Source organism: Pseudomonas sp. GW821-FHT07F01, from assembly GCF_059418825.1.
This window is the reverse complement of the sequence record NZ_JBWKQO010000001.1, coordinates 1,108,244-1,123,464: the sequence shown is the minus strand read 5'-3', so window position 1 is coordinate 1,123,464 and position 15,221 is coordinate 1,108,244. Positions and strand designations below refer to the sequence as shown.

Here is a 15,221-nt window from a genome sequence, read left to right as displayed (position 1 = left end):
TTCAGTCCAAAAGGTTTGCAATGGCACCGGTCACCCGCTCGACATCGTCGAGGGTCATGTCCGGAAACAGTGGAATCGAGCATAGCCGCGCCGAATTCCATTCGGTATGGGGCAGCTGCACTTCAGGGAAGCGCTGTCGGTAATAGGTATGCAGGTGCGTCGCAATGAAGTGGATACCGGTGCCGATGTTCTGTTCCTGCAGGCCTTTCATGAAGGCTTCGCGGTCCAGGCCGCAGCGTTCGGCGTCGATGCGCAGGATGAACAGGTGCCAGGCATGCTGCTGCGGGTACTGGGGCAGGAGCAGGGGCTGTACCGGCAAGCCTTCCAGACGCTGCAGGTAGGCCTTGGCCAGCACTTCACGCTTGGCGTTGATCTCGTCCAGGCGTTGCAGTTGCACCAGGGCAATGGCCGCGTTCATGTCCGCCAGGTTGTACTTGAAGCCGGGCTCGATGACCTGGGCCTGTGGCTTGCGGCCATGGGTCAGGCGGTCGTAGGCGTCCACTCCCAGGCCGTGGAACTTGAGCATGCGCACGCGGTTGGCCAGGGCTTCGTCATCACTGACGAACATCGCGCCTTCGGCGCACGTCATGTTCTTGATCGCGTGGAAGGAAAAGATCGCCGTGCCCCGGGCGCCGATGGCGCGGCCGCGGTAGGTGGTACCGGCGGCGTGGGCGGCGTCTTCGATCACCGCGATGCCGTGCTTGTCGGCCAGGGCATAGAGCGGGTCGAGGTCGAAGGCTGCGCCGGCGTAGTGCACCGGGATGATCGCCTTGGTCCGCGGGGTGATGGCGGCTTCGATGGTGGCGGCGTCGCTCATCAGGGTGTCGGGGTCGACATCGACGAACACCGGGGTGGCGCCCAGCAGGCAGATCATGTTGGCGGTGGAGACCCAGGTCTGCGACGGGGTGATCACTTCATCCCCGGGGCCGATGCCCAGGGCCAGCAGGGTGATGTGCATGGCGCCGGTGGCGGAGGACAGTGCCACGGCGTGGCGGGCGCCGACGCGTTCGGCGAACTGCTGTTCCAGTTCCTGGTTTTTCGGGCCGGTGGTGATCCAGCCGGAGCGCAGAACCTGCTCCACTGCAGCAATCTCTTCTTCGCCAATACTCGGGCGCGAGAAAGGAAGGAAAGCCTGGTTCATGGTTACCTCGGGTTTACACAATGCGAATTACTGGAATACGGGTTGCTGCGGGTGAACGGACAGTTCATGGAAAGCGGGGAGGTCTTGCAGTCATCAAGGCGCATCCAGTTATTGAGCCAACAGGGCATTCCATGCAGCGAATCAGTAAAGACTAGGTTTGTGAAAAGTAAAGGTGGATCAAGGTGTTATCTTTACAACCTGAGAACAAACTGCACTCGGACGGTTGTCTGTCGGGGGCTGAGATTAAGCCGAAAATTGTGAAACGAATATGAAAAATAAGGTAAAAGTCCGTTTTTCTGCGAGCCAGACAGCTAGTGTTCAGTTTGTTTCCAAAGTTATCGAAGTGCGCAGGCCTGGCGGCTTTTGTAACCAGTTTTCAATGGGTATTGAAGGGGCCACCGGGAGTATTTTTTTCACCTCGCCAAGGTGCTACCCGGTACAACCTTGCCCAGCGGAGCATCCATGAACCTGCCGGGCCATGACCGCGCCGCCGGCCTTGACGCGCCCAACCCCTTGAACCTGTACCTGAGGCGCCTGGCCCCCTCCAGCCAGTCGACCCTGCGTTATGTGCTGCAGGACGCCGCCGACCGGCTGGGCTACGCCGAACAGAACCTGGAAGAAATCCCCTGGCACCTGCTGCAACCCGAGCATGTCACGGCCCTGGTGGCCACCTTGCGCGAAGACGGCTATGCGCCCAATACCTCATCGCTGTACGTCAACGCCCTGCGCGGGGTGATGAACGAGGCGTGGCGGGCCAGCCTGATCAGCCAGGACCACCTGCTGAAGATGCGTTCGGTCAAGGCCATCAGCGGCACGCGCCTGGCCCGCGGGCGCAACCTCAAGCGCGGCCTGATCCATGAACTGATGGCCGTGTGCGCTTCCGACCCGCGCCCCCAGGGCGTGCGCGATGCAGCGCTGATTGCGCTGCTCTATGGCTCGGGCATGCGCAAGTCCGAGTCGGTCAACCTGGACCTGGCCCAGGTGGATTTCAGCGAGCGCAGCCTGCAGGTGCTGGCCAAGGGCAATCGTCAGTTGATCAAGTACGCACCCACCTGGGCTTTCGACAAGCTGCAGGCCTGGCTGGAGCTGCGCCGCCGGCATCTGCCCGCGGGCCTGGTAGACGACCCGTTCCTGTTCAACCGCATCCGCCGGGGCGGGCACATCACTCGCGAGCGCATCACCAAGCACGCCATCTACTACATTGCCCGGCAACGCGGGGCCCAGGTGGGCGTGCGGATCATGCCCCATGATTTCCGGCGCTCGTTCATCACCCGGGTGATCGAGGAACACGACCTGTCGCTGGCGCAGAAACTGGCTCACCACAGCAACATCCAGACCACCGCCAGCTATGACCTGCGCGATGACAACGAGCGGCGCCGGGCCATCGACCGCTTCGATCTGTAGGCCGTGGCAGGGTCAGAGCGAGGGCAGGGTGGGCGACAACTGCCCGGTGAGGTCCCAGGCTTCCAGCATCTTCGCGTACTCGAAGGCATGGCTCGGGTCGCTCTGCAGCCAGTCCTCGAATGCCCGGCGCTCGGCCAGGCTGCAATCGGCCTCGCGCAGGCGTATGCACCAGTGCGCGGCCTGCATCATCAGGTATTCCTCTGCTTGGCTGGCAGAATCAGTCATGGTTCATTCCTTGTTCAAGGTGGAGCCGGTAGCCACGCTGTACAGCGGCATGGCTGAAGTATCGGAGCGATTGCCGCGCGTGACCATGATCAAGGGCAGCATCCTTCACTCAAGCACCGGGGGCCGCCCCCAGCACATGGGCATGCCCCAGGGTGCGGATGCGCACCCGGCTGCCGACCGGTAGCGCATGCAGGCCGGAACTGCGGACCGGCACCAGTTGTTCATGGCCCCCGGCACCGGCCACGCCGATGCTCAGGGTGCAGGTGTTGCCGGCAAAGTCGCAGTCCCTGACCACTCCCGGGCAACTGCCGGCGCCATCGCCGTCGTCCGCCAGCACCAGCAGTTGCTCGGGGCGCAGCATGATCCGCGCCGGGCCCTTGAGCGAGCGCTCGCGGATCGGCACCTGCCCCAGGTCACATTGGGCCAGCCCCTGGTCCAGCTGCGCCGGCAGCAGCACCGCCTCGCCGAGAAACAGCGCAGTCTGGGCATCCCGCGGGTGCTGGTACAGCTCCAGCGGCGCACCGGCCTGCACCAGCCAGCCCTGGCGCATCACCGCCAACTGGTCGGCAAAGGACAAGGCCTCGGCCTGGTCATGGGTGACCAGAATGGTGGTCACCCCGGCCTCAGCCAGGAGCCGTGCCACGGCCTTGCGCATCGAGGCCCGCAGGCCGGTATCGAGGGCGGAAAAGGGCTCGTCCAGGAGCATCAGCCGCGGGCGCTGCGCCAGGGCCCGGGCCAGGGCAACCCGCTGCTGCTGGCCGCCGGAAAGCTCGTGGGGCCAACGGGCGGCCAGGCTGCTATCCAGAGCCACCATGTCCAGCAGCTCGGCAATGCGCTGCTGCCTGTGCGGGTTCTTGCCCGTCAGGCCGAAGCCGATATTGGCCGCCACGTTGAGGTGCGGAAACAGCGCGCCATCCTGGGGTACATAGCCGATCAGGCGCTGATGGGCCGGCACCGCGCCCTGAGCGTCCGCCAGCACCTGGCCATTGAGGCTGATGCGCCCGCGATCGGGAAACTCGAAGCCGGCGATCATTCGCAGCAAGGTGGTCTTGCCCGAGCCCGAAGGGCCGACGATAGCCGTGCGGCTGCCGGCGGGCATGCTGAGGCTGATGTCCTGCACCGCCGGCACGCCGCCGAAGGATTTGTGCACTGCGTGGAGTTCGAGAGCGTTCATCGGCCCGCCGTACGTCTGGATTGATGGTAGAGGAGGCCGGTCAACGGCAGGGACAGCAGGATCATGATCAGGGCATAGGGTGCCGCGGCGGCGTAGTCGATCTCGCTGGTCCTGGCCCAGAAGCCGGTGGCCAGGGTGCGGGTGCCGTTGGGCGCCAGCAGCAGGGTCGCGGTCAGTTCATTGCTGATGGCCAGGAATACCAGCGCCGCGCCGGCTGCCGCTCCCGGTGCCGCCAGGCGCAGGGTGACCCGCCACAGCGCCTGGAGCGGCGAGCGGCCCAGGCTGCGGGCGATGTTTTCCAGCTCCACCGGTGCCTGGGCGATACCCGCCCGCAGGCTGACCAGGGCCCGGGGCAGGAACATCAGCAGGTAGGCCAGGAGCACGGTGAAGCTGGTCTGGTAGATCGGCCTGGCGAATTTCACCGTGACCGTCACCAGGGCCAGGGCCACCACGATGCCGGGCAGGGAACTGGTGAGGTAGTTGCAGCTTTCCAGTAGCCGCAGCAGGCGCCCCGGGGCACGGATCGACAGCCAGGCCACGGGGATCGCCGCACAGGTGGTCAACAGCGCCCCCAGGCTGGCCAGCATCAGGGTCTGGCGCAGGCTGGGCAGCAGCTCCGGCACCTGCCAGACCTCAAGGCCGCCGGCCAGCAGCCAGTTGCCCAGGGTCAGCAGGGGCACGCCCAGGGCCAGAGCACTGGTCAGCGCCGCCAGCAACAGCCCGGCGGCCCGGGCCACGCCGCGCAAGGCCTGGATGCGCTGGGGCCGCGGGCTGCCCGAGCCGACCCGGGCATAGCGCGCCTGGCCACGGCTGGCGGACTCCACCCCCAGCAGCACCAGGCAGCACAGCACCAGGATGCCCGCCAGCATGTTCGCCGCCGGGCCGTTGTAGGTGGATTGGAACTGGTCGTAGATGGCGGTGGTGAAGGTGTCGAAGCGGATCATTGCATACAGGCCGTACTCGGCCAGCAAATGCAGGCCCACCAGCAAGGCACCGCCGCCCACGGCCAGGCGCAACTGTGGCAGTACCACCCGCAGGAACAGGGCCCAGGGTTCGAGCCCAAGGGCCTCGGCCACGTCTTCCAGGGCCGGATCCAGCCGGCGCAGGGTGGCCGCCGCCGGCAGGTAGACAAAGGGGAAGTAAGCAATCACCGACACCAGCACCGCCGCTGGCAAGCCGTGCAGCGCGGGCGCCAGGCTGACCCAGGCATAGCTGTGGACGAACGCCGGCACGGCCAGGGGCGCCACGGCCAGCAGCGACCAGATGCGCCGCCCGGGCAGGTCGCTGCGTTCGGTCAGCCAGGCCAGCGCAATCCCCAGCAGCACGCACAGCGGCAGGGTCAGCACCAGCAGCAACAGGGTATTGCCCAGCAACTGCGCGACTCGCGGGCGCAGCACCAGCTCGGCGATGGTCGCCCAACCGGTCTGGATCGAGATGCCGACGACAAATCCCAGGGGCAGCAGCGCCCCCAGCGACACCAGCAGCGCCGCGCCCAACAGCCAGGGGGCGGCCCGCCGTCCCGGCCCGTGGCGGCGATAGCCAGTGTGGGTCGCGGCAGCGACCCGGGTCGTATCCCCGGCGGGCAAGCGTGAGAGGTCGTCGGCCATGGGTTTACAGGAGGCCGGCCTGGGTCATCAGGTCCACGGCTTTCTTGCTGTTGAGCCTGGCGGCGTCAACCTTGGGCGCGTCCAGCTCGGCCAGGGGCACCAGCTTGGGATTGGACTGCGCGCCCAGGCCCACCGCGTATTCGAACGACTTGCCGCTGCCGAGCACTGCCTGGCCCTTGGCGCTGGTGATCCACTTGAGGAAAGCCTGGGCCTGCTCCTGGTGCTTGCTGGAAGCCAGCACCGCACCGCCGGAAAGGCTGACAAACGCCCCAGGATCCTGGTGCTTGAAGTAGTGCAGGGCGGTGTTCTTGCTGTTTTCCCCCGTCTTGGCCTGGTCGACGAAGCTGTAGTAGTGATAGATCACACCACTGTCCACCTGGCCGGCGTTGACCGCCTTGAGCACCGCGCTGTTGCCCCGGTAGAGGCTGGCATTGCTCTTCATCCCCTTGAGCCATTCCAGGGTGGCGGCTTCGCCCTTGAGTTCCAGCACCGCGCTGACAATGGCCTGGAAGTCGGCTCCGGCAGGGGACGCGGCCCAGCGGCCTTTCCAGGCTGGGTTCGCCAGGTCGAGCAGGGACTTGGGCAGGTCGGCCTGCTGCAGCTTGGCCGGGTTGTAGACGAACACCGTGGAGCGCGCGGCGATGCCCACCCAGTTGCCATGGGTTGGACGATAGGCCGCGGCCACTTGCTCCAGGGTGGTCGGAGCCACTTTGGCGAACAGCCCGGCGTTGTCCACCAGGGCCATGGCCGGTGAGTTCTCGGTGAGGAACACGTCCGCCGGCGAAGCCCGGCCTTCCTGCACCAGCTGGTTGCCCATTTCGCTGTCATCACCGTTACGCAGGGTGACCTTGATCCCGGTGTCCCGGGTGAAGCCTTCGACCCAGGCCTTGGTCAGGCCTTCGTGCTGGGCGTTGTACACCAGCAAGCCGTCGGCATCGGCCGCATAGGCATGGCCGGCAGTCAGCAAGGCACCGACCAGCAGGCCGGTTTTCAAGCGTGAGGGGATACGTGGGGTCATGGAGAAGGCAGCTCCTGCGGTGGTTTCTGGATGCATCAAGCCGGAAGAATCGAGCCGTCGGGCAGCTCGAACAATAGGAATCATTTGCAAATGAAAACTGCGCGCAATGTAGAGCGGCAAACAAGAAAAAATCGTCAAATTTATGGTGAATTCCCGTGATGCCCGGAGGTTCTCGCGGTAGCCGGTCACGCGTCTGCCTTGAGGCTGTGACGCACTCGACAGCGTGGGCCCCGGGTTGCTTTATAATCACGCGGCGAAAACCGCAGTAAATGGAATTGACCGGTCAACCGAGGGAACAAACGTGAGCGCCAGACTCTGCAACAACATCAGTGCCGTGACCTTTGTCAGCAAGTACAAGGCGGTGTGCCAGCCGATTGCCGACCAGCTGGACCTGCCGGTGGAAAACCTGCTGGGCCTGGCCGCCCAGGAAAGCCAGTACGGCACCGGGCGCATTGCCCGGGAACTGAACAACTACTTTTCCATGCACGCACCGGCCCCCCTGCAGATCGGCGCCGAGGCGCCCCTGGGCAACGCCAGCATCAAGGTGGCCAAGTTCGACTCCTTCCAGAAGTCCGCCCAGTCCTTTGCCTCGAGCTTTGGCACGGCAGTACGTGGCCAGCGTGACCCCATGGCATTCGCCCAGGCGCTGGTACGCAGCGGCTACAACACCGGCAACGCCAAGACCGGCGGCCGGGATGGCTTCGCCCGCTACCTGGCGGACATCATCATCGCGGTCAGAGGGCGCATGGCGTGCTGAAACTCAAGAGTCCTTCCTGGGTGCTTGGCCTGTCCCTGGCCTGCACCACACTGGTGGCCTGCGCCACCGATAGCCTGCAGCCGGCGCGGATCAAGGACAGCGGCCTGACCCGCGAACAGGCGGAGCAGGTCCTGCGGGTGGCCCTCAAGCACCAGGACTATCAGTTGCAGCGCCCCGGGGTGTTCATCGACGGCGACCTGCAGGACGAAAACGGCAAGCCGCCCCATCCCGGGTACTACGACTTCAGCCTCGGCTACAACGATCCCAAGGCCGGGGCCACCGAGTACTGGGGCCTGTTCTCGGTCAGCCTGAACACGGGCGATACCTGGGAAATCAACAGCTGCAAGCGCCTTGATGGCGCCGAGCTGCGAGCCTTGCAGCGGCGGGTGATGGCCCGCACCGGCAAGAGCCTGGCGGATGAAAAAAGCCAGCGCGAGGGCCTGGGCTGCGAAGACCAACAATAAGCCTAGGAGCACCGTCGCCGCGTGCTCTTCCAACCTCTGGCTCATCACTCGGGCAGCCCTGCGGCAAAGGCTTGCACCGGCGCCTGCTGCGTGGCCGGGGCCGCTGCAGCACCGAGCAATAGGCGCTTGGGCCGCCGGAAAGCATCCAGGGCCCTGGGAGACAGGTCGCCGGCCAATTGCGACAGGGTCCAGTGGTGCTCGCTGTCGGGGTGGTTCGGCACGGGCGGCGGGTTGATCCGCACCCGGGCGCTCAGCAAGCGTTGGGCCAACTGCACCGCGTGCGCCGGATCTTTGCTGAATAGGGTCACCTCAAAGCTTGCCGGGCAATCGTTGGCCAGTTGCGCGGCTGCGCCAAGGTCACTCACCTGTCGGATGACCGCCACCGGGCCCAGGCACTCTTCCTGGGTGATGACCATGTCGTCGTCGATCTCGGTGAGGATCACCGGCGGTTGCAGGCTGCCGGGCAGCGGGTTTTCGAGTGCCTGTTCTCCGGCCAGCAGTGCGGCGCCCTTGGCCAGGGCGTCACGCACCAGCCGCCGGACTTTGTGCCGTGCGGCCTGGCTGATCAGCGGCCGCACCGCGCTGCTGGAGTCGTGGCCCGGGTTGCGGGTGTGCTCGATGAAGTGCCGGACGAACTGGTCATGGACCTGCGCCTCGACGAAAAAATGCTGGATCGACAGGCAACTCTGGCCACCGCGGCTGAAGGCGGCGCGAGCTCCGTAGGCGGCGGCGAGCGCGACGTCGGCGTCCTGGGCAACGATCATCGCGCCGCGGCCGGTGCTCTCGATCGCACAGGGCTTGAGCAGTTCGGCGCAGGTCACCGCCACCGCGCTGGCAGCGCCGACACTGCCGGTGAAGGCCACGGCATGGGTGCCGCTGGACTGCAGCAGCCATTGTGCGGTGGCGGCGTTCCCGGGAATGCACGAGACCAGCCCCGCCGGCAGGCCAGCGAAGTGCTGCATGAAGGCCAGGGTGGACAGGCTGGCGTTCTGCGCCGGCTTGACCAGGCAACTGTTACCGGCCGCCAGGGCTGCGGCCAACGTGCGCCCCAGCAGGGCAATGCCCAGGGCGAACGGCAGGATATGCACGCTGACGCCGTAGGGCTCGTACCGTAGCCGGCACTGCGCTGCACCGCTCGGGCTCGGGGCCGGGACATCGCCGTCGGCCAGTGCCCCGTAATAGCGGAACACGGCTGCGCAGTGATCCAGCTCGGCCCGGGCTTCGGCCACGCAAAGCGCCAGTTCCCGAGTCATCTGCCGGATGATCTGCCGGTTCAGTTCGCTGTCGGCGGCCATGCTGTCCGCCAGTTGCAGCAACAGCGCCTGACGCTGATCCGTATCCAGCAGGCGCCACAGGGTGTGGGCAACGTTGGCCGCCGCCACCGCGGTGTGCACATCGTCCTTGGTACAGCTGGGGTTGAGCCCGATGGGCTCGCGGGTGTCCGGGTTGAACACCTGGTGCGGGGCATCGCCGGAAGCCGGCAGGTACAGCGGGTTGATATAGAACTGCGGGTTCCAGGGTTGAAAACCGTGCATTGGAAGATCCCTTTCCAAGTGTGCCGGGACTGGCAACGATGGCAACGCCGGGCCACCGCGGCGCGGTGGTCATTCAGCGGGGAGTCTAGGAAGGGGAGTGCAGAGGCGTCTTGTACGATTGTGCGAGGGCCGGGTGCTCAGAGGCGGTAGCCGACGTTGACCATCACCGCCGCGGCCCCCAGCACCACCAGCTCTGCGCCCACCGGGCCGTAATGGGTGCCGATGGCCGGGATCAGCACCGGCGCCACGCCAAAGTGGTTCAGCGGGATCTTGTCCTTGTAGTCGCCCTTGTAGCCCTGGATCAGGCCGCCACTGAGCTTGGCATAAACCGGCCAGTCGGCATTTTCCCAGGCCTTGCCGACATAGGCGTAGTAGGAACGCTGGGAGAAGGAGTTGCGAAAGGTGCTCACGCCCCACAGTTCACCGTCGGCGTAGTTGCGCTCCACGCCGATCAGGTCCTGGTGGTTGTTGTGGTCGGGGTCGTTGCTCCAGTGGTTGGTGTACACGCTGGTCTGTACGTACCAGAAGTCCTGTTGCTGGTCGGCCTGGGCGCTGGCGGCCGCGCCCAGCAACAGCAGGGCCGCAGCGGCGGCTTTCAGGGTGCGGTGCTTGGGCGTTGGCAGGCGCAGTGCCGGAGATTGAAGCATGGAGATCATGGTCTTTCCCTGCCATGGCGGCAGTTGCGCCCCCTCGGAAATCAAGGAGGGTAGGGGGCGGCGAAACTACCACTCGGGCATTCACGGGATCAATCAATGAACTGTTGCTTTATCTATCTGAGCCTCGATGCGCTGGATCAGGTAGGGGTAGAACGGGTTCGCGCTCAGGCGCATCAGCTCATCCATGGGCACCACCAGCACACCCCGTTCGCCACGGGCGGCAATGGTGCCCAGGTGCACGCCAAAATCCTCATCGGGGCTGGGCTGGGTGCCGTACAGGCCGTCATCGACGGGGAAGGGCAATGCCACATGGGACAGGGAAAACACCCCCGGCGGGTAGGCCAGGCCAAGGGGCCGCCGGCTGCTGTCCGGGCTCAGGGCGGGGGTGCTCACTTCTTCCAGTGTCGCGCTGCCCGTGCCTTCGTTGCTGAGGATGCGGGTGGTGTAGTTGCGTGGCGCGGGCGGTAGCAGGCTGGCCAGGGAGGTGACGCTGGCCGGGTCCAGCAGCCCTTCGAAATCGCGCTCGCGGTTGAGGTCGAAGATCACCAGTTCACTGCCGTTGGCCGGCAGTTGCCGGTACAGCCCACTGACCAGGGCCGGGGTGCTGACGGTGGCGTCGGTCAACGACTGGAAGCTGAGGATAGGTGGCAACCGGGCCAGCCGTGGATCGCCCACCAGAGCCAGCAGCTGCTTTTGCAGGGTGTCGGTCAGCAGCCAGGACTGGCGCGCGGCATTGGCTGGAAACGAGTTGTACTTGAACGGGTTGTATTCGGGCCGCAGGTTGAGCCACGCCGCCTTGCTGAAGGCCGGGAACACCGCAGGCAAGGCGGCCAGCCCGGCAAAACGGGCGGACGAGGCGACGCCGATCATCGGGGAAATCAGTACCAGGCGCTGGGCCTGGGGCAACTGCGGGTCGCTCAAGGCATCCAGGGTGTACTTGACCGCCAGTGCGGCGCCGTTGGAGTAGCCCACCAGGTGCAGCGGAGCCGGCGCCGGCACTTCGGCCCGGGCGGTACGCAGGGCCAGGCGGGTGGCGGCCAGCCAGTCCTGCCACTGGGCATCGGTCAGCCCCGCCGGCACCGTGCCATGGCCGGGCAGGCGCAAGCCGATGGCCAGGTAACCGTGCTCGACGTAGCGCTGGGCGACATGCCGCAGGCTGTAGGGCGAATCGGTCAGGCCGTGCAGCAGCACCACCACGCCCCGGGGCGTACCCGCCGGGCGCAACAGGTAGGAACGGTTCCAGTTCGTGGCAAAGCGTGGCGGGTAGGCCCGGCTGTCCTGGCGGTAGCGGTTGAAGGGCGGTACCTGCCCGGGGTCCAGGCGCTCGCTGACCTGCTGCCGGACCTCGGTGAATACCCGGTCCTCGGCCTGCAGCCAGGCGCCCCAGTCGGCGTGGTCCAACTGCTCCACGCTCAGTTCATGGGGCACCTTCAGGTGCCAGGGCTGCAGCGCCGGGCCGCGCTCGCTGTCGTAAGCCCGCCAGGCCAGCAGGGTCAGGGTGGCGACGCCGAGGATCAGCGCGCCCTGTTTGAGCAGGCGGGACAGGACTGGCAGGGGCACGGGCATCAACTCACTGGGGTGGCACGGATGCGATAGACGCAGCGTCGATCGCCGGTAATCAGGTGTTCCACGCGCTGTACCTGGCCCAACTCGCCGATGGCGGCCTGGAACACTTGCAACTCGGAACGGCAGAAGCCCTGGCACTGCTGGGCCGCGACGCAGATCGGGCAATGGCTCTCGATCAGCAGCCAGGCATCGCCGTCGGCTTCGACACTGGCCATGTAGCCGGCCACTTCACGGATCTGCGCCAGGGCCCGGACCCGCTGCTCCAGGGTCGGCAACGGCGCGCAGACGCTGAGGTACTCGGCGCTGTTGGCCCGCTCCATATCGCTGACGATGCGCTCCACGCCGTCGGCGCCATACACCGCGCGGATCGAATCGATCAACTGCAGGGTCAGGTTGGCGTGGGTGTCGGGAAAGCGCGCCTGGGCCAGCTCGGTGAGCACCCATTTCTGTGAGGGCCGCCCGGCGCCCTGGGCCGGCATCAGTTGGCCGACGATCAGTTCGCTGTCCACCAGCTTCTGCAATTGCTGGCGCGCGGCTTCCTGGGACACCTTGAGCAGCGGCGCCAGATCGGCGGTTTTCAACGGGCCGCGGGTTTTCAGCAGAAACAGGATCCGCTCGGCGGTAGCCCCGGGGCTTTTCTTCTCGGTGGAGGGGGAAATCAAAGACATCTGGGCCATTAACCAATGCACAGGTGGGGTATCAGGAGCGTCCATGACGCCGGCAACCACGCAAGCATAACAGGCTCGGGCGCAGGGGCTCGCAGCTTGTCGATCCATTGCCTGCTGCTGGGGGGAATTGCCGGAACGGCTGGAAAAAACAATTATCAAAGTATTTGCTTGTGTATTACATTCGCCCAACAGCGAACAACACACATGGAGAACGGCATGGCATCGACAAGCGGATGGTCGGCACTGTTACTGGGCAAGAACGGGCTGCGTTCTGCGGCCCTGGCTGGTGGCGTGGCCCTGCATGCAATCAACGTCTACCTGGTAACCACCCTGTTGCCCTCGGTGGTCAAGGACATTGGCGGCCTGGACTACTACGCCTGGAACACCACCTTGTTCGTGGTGGCCTCGATCATCGGCTCGGTGCTCTCCACCCGGGCCCTGGCGCTCCTGGGGCCCAAAGCCGCGTACGGCCTGGCGGGCCTGGTGTTCATGCTCGGTTGCAGCCTGTGCGCCCTGGCGGCGGACATGGGCGGGCTGATCCTCGGGCGCAGCGTCCAGGGGCTGGGGGGCGGCCTGCTGTTCGCCTTGCCCTACGCCATGATCCGCCTGGTGTTCGACGAGCCGCTGTGGCCCCGGGCGATGGCGTTGATTTCCGCCATGTGGGGCGCAGCGACCCTGATCGGCCCGGCGGTCGGCGGAATTTTCGCCGAACATGGGGCCTGGCGCGCGGCGTTCTGGGTGCTGCTGCCCTGCACCTTGCTGTTCATGCTGCTGGCCGTTGCACTGTTGCCGGGCAAGAGTCGGGAAAGCGCGCCCCGTAGCCCGATTCCCGCCCTGCAACTGCTGTTGCTGACCGCCGTGGTACTGGCCATTTCCATCGGCAGCATCACCCCATCGCCGCTGTACAACGCCCTGGGGCTGGGAGCCGGGCTGGTTCTGCTGGTGCCGGTATTCGCTCTGGAGAACCGCGACGGCGCGCGCTTGTTGCCGCGCAATAGCCTGAAGGCCGGGAGTGCCTTGCTGGCGCTGTACATTTCCATGGCCCTGCTGGTGGTGGGCATGACCAGCGAGGTCTTCGTACCGTTGTTTCTGCAGGTGCTGCATCAGCAGACGCCGTTGCTGGCAGGTTATATCGCCGCACTGATGGCCGCCGGCTGGACCCTGGGGGCGATCTTCAGCTCAGGCCTTGGCCCGCGGGGCGCGGCCCGGGCGATTGCCATCGGACCGTTCCTGGTGGTGGCCGGGCTGCTCCTGGCCTGCCTGTTCATGCCTGCCACCGCCACCCCGGCCCTGAGCCTGGGGGCGGTGTGCCTGGCCATGCTGCTGGTGGGCGTCGGTATCGGCCTGGCCTGGCCGCACCTGCTGTCCCGGGTTCTGGAACAGGCCCCGCAGGATCAGAAGGAACTGGCCGGCGCCTCGATTACCACGGTGCAACTGGTGGCCACTGCCCTGGGGGCGGCGCTGGCGGGAATGATCGTCAACCTGGCAGGCCTGACCTCCACGGGCGGGACTGCTGGCGCGGCCCAGGCTGCGGCCTGGCTGTTCGGCCTGTACGCCGGGCTGTCGGCGCTGCTGTTTGTCTCGGTGCGCCAGGTACGGCGCAACGGTTCACCGCACCTGGCCCAAGCCTGAACCCTGTCGGGCGTGCGCCTGGCGTCATTGACCTGTAAGGAAACCACGATGAACAGCCTTGCCACTGATGCGCCGCAACCGGCCTTGATCCTCGATCCGGGGCTGGCCCCGCACTTGCACCACCTGCAGCTCAGGCAGCTGGGGGGAAGGGTGATCGGCATTGCCGACAACCGCTTCACTGACTTGCTCAGCGTTGTCGGCGGGCCCGGCTGCGCGGTGCGCAACGGCAACCCCTGGGACCTGCGCCGGGAGAATATCTGCCAGCTCGGCTATCGCCTGGGCGGGCAGGGCGAATTGACCCGTGCAACCGCGTCTGCGCCGGCGGCGCCCCCAGGGCCGGTGGCAACGCCGGCCCCGCCCCTGGAGCTGGATTTGCCAGCCCTGCGCCTGGGCCGGCAAAGCCGCTATGGCTTCCTGCCCCTGGGCCAGAGCACACACCGCGAGAACATTTCCCTGGATTCCATCGATACCCCGGCGACCCTGCTGACCCTGTCCCATTGGCCGGCGAACAAGACGCCTGTCGAGCACAAGGCCAATCTCTCCACCACCAGTGCCCTGGGCTTTCTCCAGCAAGGGTTGACGGTGGACCGGGCGCAGGTGATCACCAGCGATCATTTCGATCTCGACGGGCTGGCCTCGGTGTATGCCTTCCTGGCGCCGGAGCATGCCCTGGGGCACCGCCAGTTGCTGATCGATATTGCCCGCCTCGGTGATTTCTCCCGGGGCACTTCGGCCCAGGCCCTGCACTGCGCCTTTGCCCTGCATGCCCTGGCGGCCCGGGTGCGCGTCGACCCACAGGCCAGCAACGACCGGCAATTGCTGACACGCTTCGCCGCGCTGCTGCCGCAGATGGCCGATGTACTCGACAACACCCGGCGCTATGCGCCCCTGTATGCTCCGGCCATGCTCGCGCTGCAACGCAGCGAGGCGCTGCTGGCCGATCCGGGCACGGTGATCGAGGAGTACCCGGCCATTGATCTAGCGGTGTTTGTCCTGCCCGAGCAGGGCTGGGACGGTTTGGGCGAGTATTGCGGCCTGTCGCCGGTGGCGGTGCACAACCGCAGCCGTTGCGGGGTGCTGGCCATGGTCCGTCAGGGGCGGGTGGAGATTCGCCAGCGCTACGAGAGCTGGGTCGAGCGCATCAGCGGCATTGCCCGGCCCCGGCGCGACCTGGCGATCTTCGCCCGGGCCCTGCAGGAAGCCGAACGCACCCCGGGGCAATGGCACTACGACGGCGTGCAGGAAATCATGCCGGCCCTGAGGTTTGTCGCCAGCCGGCCCAGCAGCCACGCCAGCAGCACCCTGCTGGCCGAACTGCGCCAGTTCCTCGAACAAGCCCCTGTCGCCTGGGATGCCAACGCCTGAGCTGCGGCC

14 protein-coding genes are annotated in these 15,221 nt (G+C 66.2%); 5 read left to right on the top strand and 9 right to left on the bottom strand.

The features are described from left to right. Position 1: 1 nt before the first annotated feature. Entirely contained in the window at positions 2-1,141 is a 1,140-nt protein-coding gene (arnB, locus tag AC07R1_RS04970; protein ID WP_011061331.1) for a UDP-4-amino-4-deoxy-L-arabinose aminotransferase, read from the bottom strand. 462 nt (positions 1,142-1,603) lie between these two features. Here arnB and AC07R1_RS04965 point away from each other — a divergent pair, with 462 nt between their 5' ends. Continuing rightward, positions 1,604-2,545 carry a site-specific integrase gene (locus tag AC07R1_RS04965; RefSeq protein WP_495110217.1) on the top strand — a complete coding sequence of 314 codons (942 nt, stop codon included), beginning with the start codon at positions 1,604-1,606 and terminating at the stop codon, positions 2,543-2,545. A 12-nt stretch (positions 2,546-2,557) separates the two neighbouring features. Here AC07R1_RS04965 and AC07R1_RS04960 read toward each other — a convergent pair whose 3' ends face one another. From AC07R1_RS04960 to AC07R1_RS04945, 4 genes are all read right to left on the bottom strand, one after another. Further along, positions 2,558-2,770 carry a FecR/PupR family sigma factor regulator gene (locus AC07R1_RS04960; RefSeq protein WP_065364077.1) on the bottom strand — a complete coding sequence of 71 codons (213 nt, stop codon included), beginning with the start codon at positions 2,768-2,770 and terminating at the stop codon, positions 2,558-2,560. Positions 2,771-2,879: 109 nt separating this feature from the next. Then, a complete protein-coding gene (locus tag AC07R1_RS04955) occupies positions 2,880-3,944 on the bottom strand; it encodes an ABC transporter ATP-binding protein (RefSeq protein ID WP_495110216.1) in 1,065 nt (354 codons plus the stop codon). After that, on the bottom strand, positions 3,941-5,551 hold the full coding sequence (locus AC07R1_RS04950) for an ABC transporter permease (protein ID WP_065364075.1): 1,611 nt from the start codon (positions 5,549-5,551) through the stop codon (positions 3,941-3,943). The genes AC07R1_RS04955 and AC07R1_RS04950 overlap by 4 nt, the downstream gene beginning before the upstream one ends. A 4-nt stretch (positions 5,552-5,555) precedes the next feature. Then, entirely contained in the window at positions 5,556-6,569 is a 1,014-nt protein-coding gene (locus AC07R1_RS04945; RefSeq protein WP_495110215.1) for an iron ABC transporter substrate-binding protein, read from the bottom strand. Between the two features lie 301 nt (positions 6,570-6,870). Between AC07R1_RS04945 and AC07R1_RS04940 the strand changes: the two genes are divergently transcribed. Then, positions 6,871-7,326 carry a glucosaminidase domain-containing protein gene (locus tag AC07R1_RS04940; RefSeq protein WP_015635634.1) on the top strand — a complete coding sequence of 152 codons (456 nt, stop codon included), beginning with the start codon at positions 6,871-6,873 and terminating at the stop codon, positions 7,324-7,326. Further along, complete coding sequence (locus AC07R1_RS04935; RefSeq protein ID WP_011061324.1) at positions 7,320-7,790, top strand: hypothetical protein; 471 nt, start codon at positions 7,320-7,322, stop codon at positions 7,788-7,790. The genes AC07R1_RS04940 and AC07R1_RS04935 overlap by 7 nt, the downstream gene beginning before the upstream one ends. A gap of 44 nt (positions 7,791-7,834) precedes the next feature. On the opposite strand, the gene AC07R1_RS04930 is transcribed toward AC07R1_RS04935, so the two are convergent. The 4 genes from AC07R1_RS04930 to AC07R1_RS04915 all read right to left on the bottom strand — a co-directional run bounded on the left by AC07R1_RS04930 (position 7,835) and on the right by AC07R1_RS04915 (position 12,323). Beyond that, the gene (locus AC07R1_RS04930; protein ID WP_495110214.1) at positions 7,835-9,325 is read right to left on the bottom strand and encodes an aldehyde dehydrogenase family protein; all 1,491 of its coding nucleotides are present in this window, start codon (positions 9,323-9,325) and stop codon (positions 7,835-7,837) included. A gap of 137 nt (positions 9,326-9,462) precedes the next feature. After that, positions 9,463-9,972 (bottom strand): sn-glycerol-3-phosphate transporter, encoded by a 510-nt coding sequence (locus AC07R1_RS04925; RefSeq protein ID WP_495110284.1) that lies wholly within the window; start codon positions 9,970-9,972, stop codon positions 9,463-9,465. Between the two features lie 102 nt (positions 9,973-10,074). After that, on the bottom strand, positions 10,075-11,547 hold the full coding sequence (locus AC07R1_RS04920; RefSeq protein WP_228102344.1) for an alpha/beta hydrolase: 1,473 nt from the start codon (positions 11,545-11,547) through the stop codon (positions 10,075-10,077). Further along, on the bottom strand, positions 11,547-12,323 hold the full coding sequence (locus AC07R1_RS04915; protein WP_041118219.1) for a helix-turn-helix transcriptional regulator: 777 nt from the start codon (positions 12,321-12,323) through the stop codon (positions 11,547-11,549). The genes AC07R1_RS04920 and AC07R1_RS04915 overlap by 1 nt, the downstream gene beginning before the upstream one ends. A 108-nt stretch (positions 12,324-12,431) precedes the next feature. On the opposite strand from AC07R1_RS04915, the gene AC07R1_RS04910 reads away from it, so the two are divergent. After that, positions 12,432-13,847, top strand: a complete 1,416-nt coding sequence (locus tag AC07R1_RS04910; protein WP_011061319.1) for an MFS transporter — start codon at positions 12,432-12,434, stop codon at positions 13,845-13,847. A gap of 48 nt (positions 13,848-13,895) precedes the next feature. Then, entirely contained in the window at positions 13,896-15,212 is a 1,317-nt protein-coding gene (locus AC07R1_RS04905) for a DUF6687 family protein (protein WP_011061318.1), read from the top strand. The last annotated feature ends 9 nt before the right edge of the window (positions 15,213-15,221 follow it).

Bases quoted from the DNA above. Each gene is read 5' to 3' on its own strand.
- arnB (WP_011061331.1), bottom strand. From the start codon at position 1,141: ATGAACCAGGCTTTCCTTCCTTTCTCGCGCCCGAGTATTGGCGAAGAA.
- AC07R1_RS04965 (WP_495110217.1), top strand. From the start codon at position 1,604: ATGAACCTGCCGGGCCATGACCGCGCCGCCGGCCTTGACGCGCCCAAC.
- AC07R1_RS04960 (WP_065364077.1), bottom strand. From the start codon at position 2,770: ATGACTGATTCTGCCAGCCAAGCAGAGGAATACCTGATGATGCAGGCC.
- AC07R1_RS04955 (WP_495110216.1), bottom strand. From the start codon at position 3,944: ATGAACGCTCTCGAACTCCACGCAGTGCACAAATCCTTCGGCGGCGTG.
- AC07R1_RS04950 (WP_065364075.1), bottom strand. From the start codon at position 5,551: ATGGCCGACGACCTCTCACGCTTGCCCGCCGGGGATACGACCCGGGTC.
- AC07R1_RS04945 (WP_495110215.1), bottom strand. From the start codon at position 6,569: ATGACCCCACGTATCCCCTCACGCTTGAAAACCGGCCTGCTGGTCGGT.
- AC07R1_RS04930 (WP_495110214.1), bottom strand. From the start codon at position 9,325: ATGCACGGTTTTCAACCCTGGAACCCGCAGTTCTATATCAACCCGCTG.
- AC07R1_RS04925 (WP_495110284.1), bottom strand. From the start codon at position 9,972: ATGCTTCAATCTCCGGCACTGCGCCTGCCAACGCCCAAGCACCGCACC.
- AC07R1_RS04920 (WP_228102344.1), bottom strand. From the start codon at position 11,547: ATGCCCGTGCCCCTGCCAGTCCTGTCCCGCCTGCTCAAACAGGGCGCG.
- AC07R1_RS04915 (WP_041118219.1), bottom strand. From the start codon at position 12,323: ATGGATCGACAAGCTGCGAGCCCCTGCGCCCGAGCCTGTTATGCTTGC.
- AC07R1_RS04910 (WP_011061319.1), top strand. From the start codon at position 12,432: ATGGCATCGACAAGCGGATGGTCGGCACTGTTACTGGGCAAGAACGGG.
- AC07R1_RS04905 (WP_011061318.1), top strand. From the start codon at position 13,896: ATGAACAGCCTTGCCACTGATGCGCCGCAACCGGCCTTGATCCTCGAT.